Here is a 13,764-nt window from a genome sequence, read left to right as displayed (position 1 = left end):
CTGTCAGCCGCCTATGGCTCCTTTCTTCAGGTACTCTGCAACCAGGCGGGCGGTATCCAGGGCCCGGGGCCGCAGTTCGGCCGCTGCCGCCCTTACCCTCTGGCCGTATTCTTCCCGGCGAGCCAGGGCTTCCTGGACTGCCGTCGTGAGGCCCTGACAGGTTAACCCGGCCAGGGAACCCACGGCCGGCTGTTCCACCAGCCTGGCAAAGGCAACCACCTTGGGATCGTAGGGCAGCGCCAGGAAGGGTACCCCCATAACCGCTGCCAGGATCAGGGCGTGCAAGCGCATGCCGATTAAAAATTGCAGCCGGCCTATAAGGCCCACGAGTGTTTTTAAATCCATATTTTCCCTTAAAACTGTCGCCCGATTTTGCATCAGCCGGGCCACCTGGCGGCAGGCATCGACATCGGTGGGAAAGTGGAAAGGTAAAAATAAAACCTGCCACCCGCCGGTCACCAGGTCATCGGCCACCTTGGCCAGGGCCGGCCAGCAGTTCCCGGCCCCTGGCCAGGAACGGACAGAAATACCAATTACCGGATCAGTCAATCCTAGCTCCTGCCATTTTTCCTGTCCGGAGCGCAAATCCAGGTTCTCCGGTTCCAGGCCCAGAACCGGGTCGGCCGTAACATAGACCGGCGGCCGTCTCACCCCGAGTTCCTCCAGGAGCTGCCGCGACCCACTGTCCCGCAAGGTTATAAGCTGGACGCTATTTAAGACCCTGCCGGTCAGCCGGCGGCTAAAAGTGCGCTTTAACGGTCCAAGCCCCTGGGCATATACCAGTACCGGCTTCCGCAACAGCCGGGCCAGAACTACCACGCTCAGGTAGTAAAGAAGGCTCTTCCATCCGGTAACATCCTGGAAAAGACTGCCGCCGCCGCTGATAACCAGATCGGCCTGGCGCATGGCCCCGGCTACCGCCGCCAGCTGCCAGCGGTTTACCGCATCAACGTTCAGACTCGCTGCTGTTTGCTCCGGGCAGTGAGATAAAACAGTGATTTCCAAACCGGGGACAAAGGAACGCAGGGCCTGGACCATGCTGTAAAGGACGGCTTCATCCCCGGCGTTCTGGAAGCCATAATAGCCGGAGATAACTACCCTGGCCACGCCCTGTTCCTCCTTAAACTTGCCGCCCCCAGTTTTACGGCTATAACCAGCAGCAAACCAATCAGAAGCCCCAGCCACAGGCCGTTAAAGGTCCGTAATAACGAAATAAGGAAGGGGATGTGGATATGGGAGAAGGTGTTAACAAGGGAGATCTGCCCCACCAGGCCCAGAAGCCAGAAGAGAAGATAACGGTGCTGGTAACCCAGGCTCAGGCTTAAAAGCAAAAAGGGGTAACCGAGGAGGAACTCTTTGGTCCGCGGCCGGGCAAGTAAAACGTTCCCCAGAAAAGAGCGCATCTGCCCTTCAAAAGGTAACAGCCCCACCCCTTCATTACCGCTGCGGCTGAGGTAAAGAACACCGGCAGCGGCCACCACTGCAGCCAGGAGTACCAGTTTCACAGTGAGGCCGGTATCAAGCCAGTTCTGCACGGTAGCACCGGCCCGCCGTCCCTCCTGCCGGATAATCACGGCTGCCGTAAACAAAACCAAGGGAGCGACAAAGGCAATTTTAACGCCGCTGAATTCATTAATCTTTAAGATAAAGGTATTATCGGCCAGGATGGCAGCAATAGACAACGCCCCCAAGAAAGAGATCAAGGCTGTGCGCATGGTAACAGCTATCGCGGCCTTTAAACTGCGCGATAGCGGGGTCCAGGCCTTAAGCACGGCCAGGGTGGGAAAAATAATGGCCGCTCCCAGGGCCATTACCTTGCGGGCCATAAGCACCTGGTGATTCAGCCCCAGGGTCCCAGTCCAGACCGCAAGGCCCAGGATACCTAAAGCCAACCCCACACGGGGTAAACCAAACTGCATCATTAAAAGAACCCCGGCGGCCAGGACACCCAGGCCGGTTAAATACAGCCACAGGCGTGAAAAAGGAAAAGGTAAAAAGGGCTCCGCGCGGCCTATGGTCAGGCCGTCGTCCAGGATTACTTTTCTTAATTCCCCCACGTAACGGAGGTTATCTTCCAGCCAGTTTGTCGATCCCGGGGCAAACTTAAAACGGGCAATGAGGACGCGGATATTCCTTTCCCTGGCTGCCAGCTCCAGGCGCTCCAGGGCCGCCGCCGGGGTTAGACCGGCCATTTCATCCACACTGATACTGTGCACCCGGACGGCCCTTTTATCCAGAAGCATAACCAGCTGGCTGAGGCCCTGCTGCGGGGAAAATTCGATCAGGCCCACCGGGACTTTGAGCTGCTCTACCTGGGCCGCCAGGTTAGACAGGTAATGGGGATAACCGGGAAGGCTCTTATCATTGAAAAGCAAAGCCACGATGCTATCCTGGTAGGCCAGCAGGGGCCTTAAAGTGGCGGCCAGGGAAGCGGCGTTGGCGCCATACCACCACCGTACCTGGGGAACGAGCAACAGGCCCAGTTCCCGCGCCATGGCCATCTCCCGGTCCGGGAAGCCCAGGCCCACTTCCTTTAGCTCTGCCATGGAGAGGGGTATACCCAGGGCTATGAAGTCGCTGCCGGCCAGCACCTGCACCCCGCCGGGGATTTTATTTTCCAGCTGCAGTTCCAGGCGCTGCGCCAGTTCCCTGTCGCTGGTAAAAAGGTAGGTATACTCGGGGCGCACTTCTTTCTGCACTGCAGCCGGGAAGGATAGGACAGCCTCACTTCCCGGCCGGACCCAGACCTGCTGCTGGAGATCCTCTACGGTCTGCTCCTTAAAAAGGACAGCGTTGGCTCCCTGCTGCTGCAAACGGCTGAGAGTTTCCCTGGTAGTCAAACCACTCCACTGGGCTAATTTTTGCACCTGCTGGAAGTCAACCGCCAGGGTAACCGTCCGGTTGGCTTCTTCCAGGCGCACCCGGTTCGTAATTACCACCCCGGCGGCCAGGGTAGCGATAATCAGCACCGCCCAGAGGACTGGCTGGTAACGCCAGCGCAACAAAAAAGATCCCTTCTTCCCTTGAGGTTACAAAAGGGATATATTCGCCACCCGGTGATTGAATCCTCCTGGAGAAGGCCGGCAACTTGTGGTTACATTATACTATAACCCGCCTGTCAAGGCGGGTTGCAAGGTCGGACAAACATTAAACTATGATTTTTCCTTGAGAAACGACCAGTTTCCCGTCCAGGTACAGGTCGGGAGCCATAATAACACCGTCAATATGCACCCCTGCCCTGACCGTGCCGCCAAAGGTCGTATTATTACCAAAGGCAAGATGAACGGTCCCGTATACCTTCTCGTCTTCTAATATGTTGCCTGAAACCCTGGCGCGGTCATTGGTGCCTATGCCCAGTTCGGCCACGTTTCTGGCTTCAGGAGCACTCCCCAATAGCTCCAGCAGCCGCTGCCCTTCCGGGCCCTGAGCTGCCGTTAAAACCCCCTGGCGAATAGTTACTCTGACAGGACCCCTCAGCTGGCCGATACCAGCCACGGAACCGTCAATAATCGTTTCCCCTTCCGCGCTTCCCTCCAGGGGGGCGATGTATGCCTCGCCGGAAGGCAAATTACCCGCTTCACCCGGCCGGCGGTACAAGCCGGTACTGGCTATACCCCGGCGCCCGGCCAGGGAAAGCTGCAATTCCAGGCCATCTTTCACCAAAACGGCAGTCCTGGCTTCTGTAAGCAGCCGGGCAAGTTCTGTAGCCCGCCGGGCCACCTGTTCATAGTCGGCCGCCACCGCCCCCGTAAAAAACATATCCTCGGTAATACCGGGCATGGTAGCCACCCGCGCCCCGGCCTGGCAGGCCTTTATCCGGGCCTGGGTATGGGTTAAGGAATTCCTGGTAGGACAAATAACCACGTCGGCCCTGGCCATAGCCGCCGCCACGGGCGGGGGCGGCTCGGCTCCGGGCCTGTCCGTGGGAGGCATCTTGATAAGTGCCGCGAGGGCGCCGCTTTCTTCACCGGCCTGGAAAATCGCTTCGCCAATAGTGCTCGTTGCCGTATCGGTCACCACCAGCAAAGTTTCGCCCGGCTTTAAAGCCATATTGGTACGCAAAAGCTCCCTGGCTACTGTTTTCAGGTCTTGCAAGCCGGCCGCCTCCTCAGGATAATAATTCCAAAATGAAACGCGCGGCAACCGTGCGCGGTAGTATGGTTGGAATGCCGGTACGCTTCACGATTTCTTTTTTCATGTCCATATTGAAGCCCATGCAATCAAGGACAATTATTTCCGCCTGCCGCTCTTGTAACCTGGCGGCTGCCTGCCAAATGGCCTCTACAGGTCCGTAGGGCGAAGCGGCTTCTACTGCCAGGTCGTTCCCCAGCCCGGCCCAGCGCACCCTGGCCTGTTCTACCTGGCCCGGATCAGGAACTATTATCCCCAGCCGTCGTCCAGCCGCGACGGCAGCGGTAAAATGCCGCAGGATTAGCTGGGGCTGCAGAATCAACCGCTGGCAGGAAAAAGGAGGAAATTTCCCTGTGCACAGCAGCAAGACAGCCTGGGCGCCGGCAGCAACCACCTCGTCAATCCGGGCCTGCATTAACGATAAAATACGCTGCTCGGCAAGCTTTACTGAACTGCCGTCCCGCAGCCTGGTCACCAGGACGCAATCACCCGGTCCCGGCGCCAGGGCTGCTATTTCTTCATGGCTTAAACCGTCAAGGGCTCCCGCTTCTATTATTTCTATCTTGTCCCCAAGAATTACCTTTATTTCCGGTACGACATCGATGCGGGGCGACTGCCCGATGGTGATAGCACCTACTTTGCGTACCATTCCAGGCCACCTCCCTTGCTCATTTTCCCGGTACAGACCGGGGTCCAGTAACACCATTGTACGGAACAGCATCCCGTTATTTGCACAAGCGTACTAGCTTTTAGCTTGCCCCAAGGTCTGCAGGTGGTCCATAGGGCCATAAAGGTCCTTCAACCGTTTAAATTCTTCCTCATCGTAGATGCGGCATTTACCCAGGCCGAAAGCCTTGGCCACTTCGATACAGAACCGCACGGCAGCCTCAATATCTACCAGGTGACTGGCGCCGGTGGCGCAGCCCGGGACCGGTACTTCGGCGGTAATGGCTACACCCACTACCGGCGCTGCCGTGGCTACGCAAGGTTGTAAGATGCTGTTCAGGTGATAAAGGCCGTTGCCATAGGGCGTAATGTCCTGGGTAGTAACCGGGAAAACTACCGGTAACCTGCCGGTGACAATCTGCATCAGGTCAAGCAGATCTTCACTAACCCGCAAGATGTATCCCTCTTTTACTGTGGGTGAAATAGCAAAACCGCGGTGATTGATAACCCGGTTGCCTTTGGTTGTGTCAATGGAAAGAATGGCGTCCATGGCCGGGTCGACTTCATGGCGGTTCATTGCGGCAATATCCACCGGCGAATCCATGAAGGGTACGGGATCATGAGGCCTAGTCGGCGCATTGGGGCAGATATGGGTAGCAATAATCACATCCCCGGCCAGTATATCCCCCTTCTTCTGCATAGCCCCCAGTTTCAAGGCGGCAGCCACCGCAGCCAGGGCGCCGTCGCCGTCGGACACAAAACCTATCCTTTCCGGCCGGGCGCCCAGGCCGCCCAGCCGGCCGATTATCCCCAGGGTCGGCGCGCTGCCGCCTTTAACCTTACCACTGCTCCCCGGTATCCTGATCTTGATAAAGTCCGTAGAACCCTTGGCGCCGGCAATCCGCTTTACCTCTACGTCTTTCAGGCCGGCCTTTTTAAGCAAGCCGGCAACCTCATAACCGTCAACATAAGCGCTGTCAAGGAGTTCATACGCTTCTATTACCTGCTTAAGAGCCATCCTGTTACACCTCTCCTCCAGTGAATACATATTTGATTACTTCTTTTCCAGTAGCCTTTTCTACTACATGAAAAAGGTCGGGATCTTTCATGCCGCTTCCCAGAATTAGTCTGTCACGATGAACGTGCAAAATGGCTATCTCCTGCCCTTCCTGAATTTCTGCCGAAGACAGGGGCAGGCCGCTATTGAGGTCCATAGTTGCCAGCAGGTCTGGAAAAGTGCCTTTCCTTTCGCTATCTATTTCCAGGGTGATATATTCGTTCCAGAAGGTGAGTTCCGCCATCTGCCGTTCGCTCTGGACTACCACTTTACCAACATCAAACCCGCCGATGGTCTCCAGGCTGACGGCAGCCACTTTCCCGGTAAAAATGACGGCGCCGCCTAGAACTTCCGCTGCCGCTTCGATTGCCGGCAGGGGGCCCTGAGCGCGATTGGCCAGGATGGCTCTGCCCACAGCGATACACCTGCCAATGGCGCCGGGGGCAGCATTTTCCTTCGCATACCCTGCCGTAACCGGATTCCTGGCTACGGCCACCAGCCCGCCGGCTTGTATTGAAGCCTCCCTGACCATACTGGCGGTTGCCTCCAGGGAACCGCTGGCAAAAACCTCAATATAGCTATTGGTTTGGGGATTGCCGCCGATTGCCACCTGCCGGGAGATATACCCGGCAACTTTATGCAGGCCCATGGAACCCATGACCCCGGTGGGATGGGCCCTGCCGTTACAGGGGGCATCGATCACGGGTATGCCCAGGGCCGCGGCCTGCAGCCACCCGTTGACGCTGGCCAGGCCGCCACATTCGTTGGTAATTAAACCGTGAATCTTCTCCCCTGTATATTTACTGAACAGCTCCACGGTACGTATATAATCCACCGGTTTGACAAAGGCCGTCTTGGCCGCCGGCGCTCCAACAGCCGAAACGGTAAGCAGCACGGCATCGTCAGCAAGGGCATCAATTGGTATTAATACGGGGGTGCCCAGCTCTAGAGCCAGGCGGGCGGCCTGGCGTCCCAGCTCCATGGAACCGCCACCACCGCCCCCCAGAACAGCCCCGCCCAGCACAGCCGCTTCCATAACTTCGTAATCTAGCGTCATCTTCAGGTCCATTGCCGGGTCCCCCCCTCATTACTTCCATTTAGCCTTGAATACCGAGTTGAAGAAGCCATAGAGGGCATCGCCGGCGATAAAACCGGCAGCAAGAATGGTCATGGGCGTTTCGGCTTCCTGGCCCATAAACTTGAGAACCAGGACGCGGATAATAATGCCGGCCAGCACGGCATAACCCGCCAGAGGATTGAGGATTAATAGACCGGTAGCTAACATTATCCCTATCTGTCTTTCGGAGCCGCCCAGGGCCTGGATGAGGGCTCCGGGAATGGCCCACAGCACCAGGTTTTTGATGATAGCAGCATCTACGCCAGCCTTGATGGTAGCCGCGTACACCCGGTCGACGGGAGGAAACAAATCCTGGCGGAAATATATATCATGGAAGAACGTAACCATTACCCAGGCCACCGCCAGTCCTACCAGCCCGGCCAGGAACTGCTGCCAGCGCCCTTCCAGCTCAAAGTCGCGGTTACGTCCCTCACCCCTTAAAATCCAGCCGGCCTTCAAGTCGTAGCCGGCGTCGGCAAAGGCCGGTCCCCCCGAGGCGACAAATCCCACCAGCAAGGCCAGGGCTGGAGCTGGAAATCCCAGAGCCATACCTAAAACGAGAAAAATCAGCGCCGTAGCAAAAGCCGGGAACCAGCCGGCGTGCATGGCGGAAAGGCCAACGATGAATTCCGCCAGGATACAGGAAACGGCAGCAAAGATGGCCCAGAAAACAAGCTGCCAGGCCGGCATTTCCGTATAGAGGCCGCCGAGGAAAGCCAAAATAAGGGCGGCAACTACATAAAGGCCAAAACCGCGGACTAAACCTTTGCTGACCTGCTCTTCACTCCGGGTGTAGTCGCCGGGCGCAGCAGCGTTTGCATGAACCTTTCCTTCTTTTCTTCCTTTTAGAAGAATGAGGAGAATCTGGATGCCCGCCACCAGGCCAGCACCGATCATCATCCCGTGGGGGATGTAGAGCTTGTTGATATCCACGCCAAAAAGGGTGGTAGAATAACCCCTGAGCAGCAGGCCAATGCCAAACATGGCCAGGGCCCAGACATTGCCAATAAAGGCTACGCCAAAAGCGGACATGGAAACCTTAAAGTACGAGCCGATAACACCGATGATAGTCCCCCAGACCAGGAGCAAGGCCCTCCTGCCGCCTTCGTCGCCGGCGTAGATGGCTTCGGCTGCAGCAACGCCGGGCGGCCAGGCCGCTTTGCCGGGGAAAATGCGGGAATCGAAGAACCAGTACAACATGGCCAGGTCAATAAGCATGCCCATGGTCGCACCAATCAGCATGGGAATAACCAGATCGGGCCGGCCAAACAGGTAAGGAATTCCTATCGGGAGCAGCAAAGAATTGGCTGCACCAAAGGTAGCGCTGGAGATATTCGACTGGACCAGATTCTGACGGTGAATGGAACGGTATCTGGCCAGCCACCCCGCCGGGATCCGGGACAGGGCAATGGCCACCAGCACGCCGATAATGGAAGTATTCGGGGTCACACCAAGGGTTGTTAATATTTGCAGGCCTATAATTGCCCCGATAACCGAAAGAATAATATTTAATATGAGAACGACAGGTTCAAAAGCGCGGGGATGTTTTTCTGTCAGCATCTTATCTTCCATATTTTTTCCTCCTTTTGCTATTTCTGTAAAGTATACCAGGCAACCAGTCCGCCCGCTTCCACGGCATCCACAATCCTTACCCCGAGGCGTTCTCTGATTTCCCCGGCCAGGCCGATGGTGGAGTAACCCGTGCAGGCGAAAACTATGACTTCGGCCCCTTTACCAACCAGTTCGCCGGCAGCCTCAACGGCTTTTTCTTTACCCGCCGGCGTCAGCAAATCCCTGGTATTTTTTACCCCCTCCGGCCTGGCTTCAGCAACCATGTGGGAGCCGAGGAGAGAAGTTACCGCTGCCGGTGTAGCCTCGGTGAGGTTTAAGACGCCAATCCTCCTGCCCAGAGCCATGGCTACGGCCGCGGCCGCTGAACCGGCGCCAATAACAGGTACTTGGCATTCCGCCCGTACCTCCTGCAGGGCCGGATCAGCCGCACAGCTGATAAAGATCGCTTTAGCCCCTTCTTCCTCCACCTGGCGGGCCAGACGCACTATCTTGGGTATGGCAATCCTTTCAGTCTCTTCATTGTAAATGCCCTCGGGCTGGTCAGGTATACAGTAGCTCCGGGTTGGCAGCCCGTATTTTGCCGTGATTATGCGCCCATGGGCATTCAGTAAATCTTCGTCCTGGGTAGTGAGAACACGTATAACTGCCAGCACGTTAAAACCTCCCGCCAATGCTTAACAATAATACCTGAAGCGAGATTATATAAAAATAACCGTCTGGCATCTATGGCCAGGCGGTATGAATAAAACGAGTTCTTTTTTGTGCAATCTGTACAGATTCATTTATCAGTTCGGAGAAGCGGCCTGGCCTTCAGGGCCAGCCAGATGGCTAGTCTTTCGTCGGGCGAATCCAGATCGCGCCCGAGAAGTTCTTCAATTCGCTGCAGTCGGTAACGCAGGGTATTACGGTGCACGTACAGCTTTTCGGCTGAAGCCATTACGTTTCCCTGCGATTCGAGATAAACGCGTAAAGTTTCCAGCAGGACCTCACGATTTTTTACTTCCGGGCGGTCCAGCGGTCCCAGCACCGAGTGGTAAAACCTGGCCAGGGCCTGGCCCGATTGTCCCAAAACATGGTATAATTCTACATCCTCCCAGAAGGCCACGGCGCCCCTTCCTTTTATACGCCTGGCCATCCTTATGGCGTTGCGCGCCTCCTGGTAGCGTTTGCTGATATCCATAGGGTCGTGGGCTACAGAGCTTATACCCACGGAAACAGTTACGCCATTCAATTCCCTGGCAATTTTCTGTTGAATTTCCACAGCCAGTTCCTGGAGCTTAATTCTTAAATTGCCCCGGATCCCTCTGGCTTGCCCTTCCTCTCCTGAAGCCGGTAAGATAGCTACAACGCTGTCGCTGCGCTGGACCGTTAGAACCCGCCTTTCGAAGGCTGTAAGGCAGGAATTTACTGCCCGATAGAAATTGCGTTTTAGCTTTTCCACGTTTGTTTCATATGCTCCGGGCTGGTGCAAGAGATAACCGCTAAAATCATCTATGTCGATGGCTAGGATCACCTTGGGTTCTTCTAGAAAAATACCCAGGGCTTCAGCCCGACTGACGGCCAGCTCACGATGGCGAAAGGCACCGGCTATCAGGTCCTCCAGCAGATCCCGCCGCAGGCTCCGCTGGACTTCGGCTACAGCTTCTTCTTTGACCATTTGCAGGGCAGTTACCGTTACGGCATGCTGGAGAGCGATATGGTTTAGTTCACTCAAGGGCGTTTGCCCTTCAACCAGTACGTAGCCATAACGCCGGCCCCGAACGTCAACGGGAGAGGCAAAATACCGCCGCCGTGTCCCTTTGTGCCAGAGGGCTACTTCTGCCGCTTCCTGGGTCAGATTGAGCTTTTGGGCTTCTTCAGGCGGCAGCTGAAAGGTTTCCGAAGAGGGACCCTTACCTGCCTCTGCCAGGGGCTTGAATTCCTCATTGCAAATAACTACTTCCCGCTCCACCAGGGCGGCCAGGGCTGTGGCTACGGCCTGGAGATTGCTGGCCTCCAGGGCCACCTTGGTGAGTTTACGGTGGACTTTCTCCGAATACTCAAGCTGTCTCGCCTGTTCATTGACGATAGCCGCCATCAGTGGATTGGTGATATCCACATACGGTACGTCATCAGGCACACTCAATAGGGGCAGCTTTAACTCGCCGGCCAGGCGGCACATTTCCTCCGGAACAGCGCCGATAAACCGCCCGAATTTCATGGCCAGGCCGGCTCCACCCGCCCTTGCCAGCTCCCGTAAAAGATTCAACTGCGCTTCCAGGTCGTTCTTTAATGCATATCCTGTTGTAATAATAAATTCGTTGGGCCGGAGCCACCCGCGCGGATCGGGTATCTCCAGGATATCTACAAATTTAATAACATTATCTAGCCCTGCTTCGCCAGCCAGGAGGGTGGCCCTCTGCAGGCCCCCCAGCTTTAAAGCCTCTCTGACGGTTATGCCCATAAAGCTTCACTCCATATTTATCCGGGAACAAAAAGCTTAAAAGTCCGGACAGCAAATATAATGATAACATAAAAAAAAGGCAATTCCAGGGGTAAAAAAGCGGAAAAATGGCTATATTTTGCATCAGGCCCGGTAAAGGAACGGATGCTCCTTTACTCCGGGTATGACCGGCCCGCCGTGACATGTAAAGAGGCTATCGGCTCTATAATAAAAAGTGTGGGAAGGGATAGGTAGATATGGAAGGACAGAGGAGAAGAGATTTTATTAGGAGCTAAAGGAGGAAAAAGATGGGGGCACATCCAAATCAATATTAGCAAACAAAACCCCAACAGGAAAGGAGTGCCCCCATGAATAAGAATAGCACGATCACCCTCAATGGACAAGAGAATTTTGATAAAATACTCCCGTCCATTTTAGGAGAACAGCAGGAACGTAAAGATATTGTGTTAAGGGTGACGCTAGACCCGCCAGCATTATGCCCTGCATGTAACAAAGGCAAATTACATAAGCACGGCATTTTAAAGAAGAACCGGAAGCCCCAAGAAAGGAAAATTCGTCACGCTTTTTTATACGGGAGATGGATTTTTTTATCCTGGGTTCCTGTACGGTATAAGTGTTACCATTGTCATAAGACTTTTACCCTTCGTCCTCCGAATACCATCCCCTGGGCCAGATTTACAAAACTAGGAGTGCAGACAGTAGTGTATTATGCCCAGAGGATGAGCTTTACCTATGCAGCCCGAATATTACACCTTACTCCTAATAGGGTTATAAGATTACTAGACAAGTATATCCAGTCCGGTCTTCCAGCAGATGATACTCAAGAGCCCATAGTCTTAACCTTAGATGAACTGTCCTTTAGCGGGAATGATTATGTATGCGTAGTAGGGCGCCTGGAACCGGATAAGAGGCCTTTGACGATTTTGGGTGATGACAGGAAAGCAACTATAAAGGCTTACCTGGAGGGGCTCAAAAAAGCCGGGGTTAAAGTAGAAGCAGTAGTAATTGACATGAAAGACTCCTGGCGCAAGTTAATAAAAGCAATCTTTCCTTCAGCTAGGATAATAGTAGACCCTTTCCATGTAATTCAGGATGCCAACCGTCGCTTAAATGAAGCACGCAAGATAGAGCAAGAAGCAGGCAAGGAGAATATACCTCGCCTACCCTTGCTCAAGGCTAAAGAAAAACTTACTCCCAGACAACAACAGCAGCTAGAAGAAATTAAGAATAAATACCCGTCCCTCTATGAACTGTACCAGCTAAAAGAAGATTTAAGACAAATCATAAAGATGGACCGGGTTGAAGAGGCAGAAATTGTCTTAAGCCGTTGGCTTATAAATGCAGAATGCGCTGCAAATCTAGAGGGACGGGTATGGGCTCGTACTATTAAGTCCTGGAGGTCAGAAATATTAAACCTGGTTAGATACACCCAGCAAGGCCGCCGGTACACCAATGGTTATATAGAAGGCAAGAATACTTTAAGTAAAATGCTCAAACGCTTAAGTTTTGGTTTTAGGAATCGTAATCATTTCATCAAAAAAATTTTCCTGGGATGTTGCCCCCAAAATTTAATCCCACAACTATTGACATAGAGCCGAGGCTATCTTGACAAATCAGGCTTCCTGACGTATAACCAAAGCTGGAGCTATATACAGACAAGCGGAGGTGGTAACGATGCCAATCTATGAATACAGATGTGCCCAATGCGGTGTCTTTGAACAGGAACAGCGCATTACCGCCCCTCCCCTGGAGAAATGCCCTACCTGCGGAGGGCCTGTACACCGGCTGATCGGGCATAATATCAGCGTAATCTACAAGGCCGGCGGTTTCTATACCACCGAAAACCGCAGCCAGGAATATAAGGATAAGGCTAAAGAGGAAAGCAAGGCCAGCTAAAAAGAAGGGCCGGTCCCTATGAAGGGGATCGGCCCTTTACCTTTGCCGGCCTATCAGTTCCCGGGCGGCCGCCTTTCAGGGCGAGGAGCGGCAACCCCGGTCAATTCCAGCACCTCTAACATATACTGGCAGCAAAGGAGGTGTTTCCCTTGCCGTCAGAATGCCCCCTTAATATCGATGCGGTTGAACTCCACGTTGACAATGCCGTCATCCGGATAATCCGCCGCCTGGTTTACGACCTTCCCCACGAAGTCTCCGCTTTTATCCCCAGGGCCGAAATCCGCCGCCGCCGCTACGAAAACGGCCAGCTGGCCTGGGAAGAAGAGGTAATCTTAAACAGCCTGACCGTCGTCCACTCTCCCCAGCGCCCCCCCACCGGCGAAAGGCCGCCGGCTGCCGGTTCCAGCCCGGGGGCACCTGCTGCCACTTCTTCAGGAAATCCCCGGGATAGTGGGCCGGCCCGCGTCCACCTGAGTTATTCTTAACCACGCTTCCTGGAGAGGAGCCGGGCCCGGGGAAGCTGCCGGTGGACAGTAGCAATAAAATTAGAATTAAAAAAAGAGAGAAAGGGTCCCGCCCTCTCTGGTTGTCATCTCATTTATCGCCAGTTTTTTTAGCCTTCGCTGCCTGCACTGCCATTTTGTACTCCTGGCGTAAACTCTGTAATTTTTCCTGGACCCGCCGGGCCTGTTCGCTGGCTAAAATCTCGAGCAGCGTTTCGGCCACTTCGGTACACTGGAGAGCCCGGCTGCTCATATAGGGTTTCAGGCTCTGGATAACGGCCAGGAGATTGGGATCGACAATATAATCGGCCATCTCGCTCCCTCCCGTTTCAGTTTAAAAAGCGAAAATCAATCCTCTATAGTTAAAAATATGCAACTA

Annotated in this window: 13 protein-coding genes; 3 read left to right on the top strand and 10 right to left on the bottom strand. The window is 54.6% G+C overall.

Annotated elements, in window-relative coordinates:
* Positions 1-3: 3 nt before the first annotated feature.
* The 9 genes from csaB to MCACP_RS01100 form a co-directional block, all read right to left on the bottom strand.
* Positions 4-1,107, bottom strand: coding sequence for a polysaccharide pyruvyl transferase CsaB (gene csaB, locus MCACP_RS01140; protein WP_406677568.1), 1,104 nt, complete (start codon positions 1,105-1,107; stop codon positions 4-6).
* Positions 1,095-3,005 (bottom strand): DUF5693 family protein, encoded by a 1,911-nt coding sequence (locus tag MCACP_RS01135; protein ID WP_406677567.1) that lies wholly within the window; start codon positions 3,003-3,005, stop codon positions 1,095-1,097. The genes csaB and MCACP_RS01135 overlap by 13 nt, the downstream gene beginning before the upstream one ends.
* 142 nt (positions 3,006-3,147) lie before the next feature.
* A complete protein-coding gene (locus MCACP_RS01130; RefSeq protein WP_406677566.1) occupies positions 3,148-4,095 on the bottom strand; it encodes an aminopeptidase in 948 nt (315 codons plus the stop codon).
* Positions 4,096-4,108: 13 nt separating this feature from the next.
* Entirely contained in the window at positions 4,109-4,780 is a 672-nt protein-coding gene (locus MCACP_RS01125; protein WP_406677565.1) for an AroM family protein, read from the bottom strand.
* Between the two features lie 93 nt (positions 4,781-4,873).
* A complete protein-coding gene (locus tag MCACP_RS01120) occupies positions 4,874-5,815 on the bottom strand; it encodes a DUF1177 domain-containing protein (protein ID WP_406677564.1) in 942 nt (313 codons plus the stop codon).
* Positions 5,816-5,819: 4 nt separating this feature from the next.
* Entirely contained in the window at positions 5,820-6,923 is a 1,104-nt protein-coding gene (locus MCACP_RS01115) for a DUF917 domain-containing protein (protein ID WP_406677563.1), read from the bottom strand.
* 18 nt (positions 6,924-6,941) lie between these two features.
* Positions 6,942-8,543: an OPT/YSL family transporter gene (locus tag MCACP_RS01110; RefSeq protein WP_406677562.1), complete on the bottom strand. Its 1,602-nt coding sequence runs from the start codon at positions 8,541-8,543 to the stop codon at positions 6,942-6,944.
* 17 nt (positions 8,544-8,560) lie between these two features.
* Positions 8,561-9,196 carry an aspartate/glutamate racemase family protein gene (locus tag MCACP_RS01105; protein ID WP_406677561.1) on the bottom strand — a complete coding sequence of 212 codons (636 nt, stop codon included), beginning with the start codon at positions 9,194-9,196 and terminating at the stop codon, positions 8,561-8,563.
* A 125-nt stretch (positions 9,197-9,321) separates the two neighbouring features.
* A complete protein-coding gene (locus MCACP_RS01100) occupies positions 9,322-10,986 on the bottom strand; it encodes a PucR family transcriptional regulator (RefSeq protein ID WP_406677560.1) in 1,665 nt (554 codons plus the stop codon).
* A 347-nt stretch (positions 10,987-11,333) separates the two neighbouring features.
* Between MCACP_RS01100 and MCACP_RS01095 the strand changes: the two genes are divergently transcribed.
* The 3 genes from MCACP_RS01095 (at position 11,334) to MCACP_RS01085 (ending at position 13,367) form a co-directional block, all read left to right on the top strand.
* A complete protein-coding gene (locus MCACP_RS01095; RefSeq protein ID WP_406676582.1) occupies positions 11,334-12,578 on the top strand; it encodes an ISL3 family transposase in 1,245 nt (414 codons plus the stop codon).
* Between the two features lie 82 nt (positions 12,579-12,660).
* Positions 12,661-12,882 carry an FmdB family zinc ribbon protein gene (locus tag MCACP_RS01090; RefSeq protein WP_406677559.1) on the top strand — a complete coding sequence of 74 codons (222 nt, stop codon included), beginning with the start codon at positions 12,661-12,663 and terminating at the stop codon, positions 12,880-12,882.
* 149 nt (positions 12,883-13,031) lie between these two features.
* Complete coding sequence (locus tag MCACP_RS01085; RefSeq protein WP_406677558.1) at positions 13,032-13,367, top strand: hypothetical protein; 336 nt, start codon at positions 13,032-13,034, stop codon at positions 13,365-13,367.
* A gap of 109 nt (positions 13,368-13,476) precedes the next feature.
* On the opposite strand, the gene MCACP_RS01080 is transcribed toward MCACP_RS01085, so the two are convergent.
* Positions 13,477-13,698, bottom strand: coding sequence for a hypothetical protein (locus MCACP_RS01080; protein WP_406677557.1), 222 nt, complete (start codon positions 13,696-13,698; stop codon positions 13,477-13,479).
* Between the last annotated feature and the right edge of the window lie 66 nt (positions 13,699-13,764).

Source organism: Neomoorella carbonis (genome assembly GCF_045278715.1).
In the GTDB taxonomy this organism is placed as follows: domain Bacteria; phylum Bacillota; class DSM-521; order Neomoorellales; family Neomoorellaceae; genus Neomoorella; species Neomoorella carbonis.
The sequence above is the reverse complement of the archived record's forward strand: the minus strand, read 5'-3'. Positions and strand labels throughout refer to the sequence as shown.

Bases quoted from the DNA above. Each gene is read 5' to 3' on its own strand.
- MCACP_RS01115 (WP_406677563.1), bottom strand. From the start codon at position 6,923: ATGGACCTGAAGATGACGCTAGATTACGAAGTTATGGAAGCGGCTGTG.
- MCACP_RS01090 (WP_406677559.1), top strand. From the start codon at position 12,661: ATGCCAATCTATGAATACAGATGTGCCCAATGCGGTGTCTTTGAACAG.
- MCACP_RS01080 (WP_406677557.1), bottom strand. From the start codon at position 13,698: ATGGCCGATTATATTGTCGATCCCAATCTCCTGGCCGTTATCCAGAGC.
- MCACP_RS01120 (WP_406677564.1), bottom strand. From the start codon at position 5,815: ATGGCTCTTAAGCAGGTAATAGAAGCGTATGAACTCCTTGACAGCGCT.
- MCACP_RS01125 (WP_406677565.1), bottom strand. From the start codon at position 4,780: ATGGTACGCAAAGTAGGTGCTATCACCATCGGGCAGTCGCCCCGCATC.
- MCACP_RS01110 (WP_406677562.1), bottom strand. From the start codon at position 8,543: ATGGAAGATAAGATGCTGACAGAAAAACATCCCCGCGCTTTTGAACCT.
- MCACP_RS01095 (WP_406676582.1), top strand. From the start codon at position 11,334: ATGAATAAGAATAGCACGATCACCCTCAATGGACAAGAGAATTTTGAT.
- MCACP_RS01100 (WP_406677560.1), bottom strand. From the start codon at position 10,986: ATGGGCATAACCGTCAGAGAGGCTTTAAAGCTGGGGGGCCTGCAGAGG.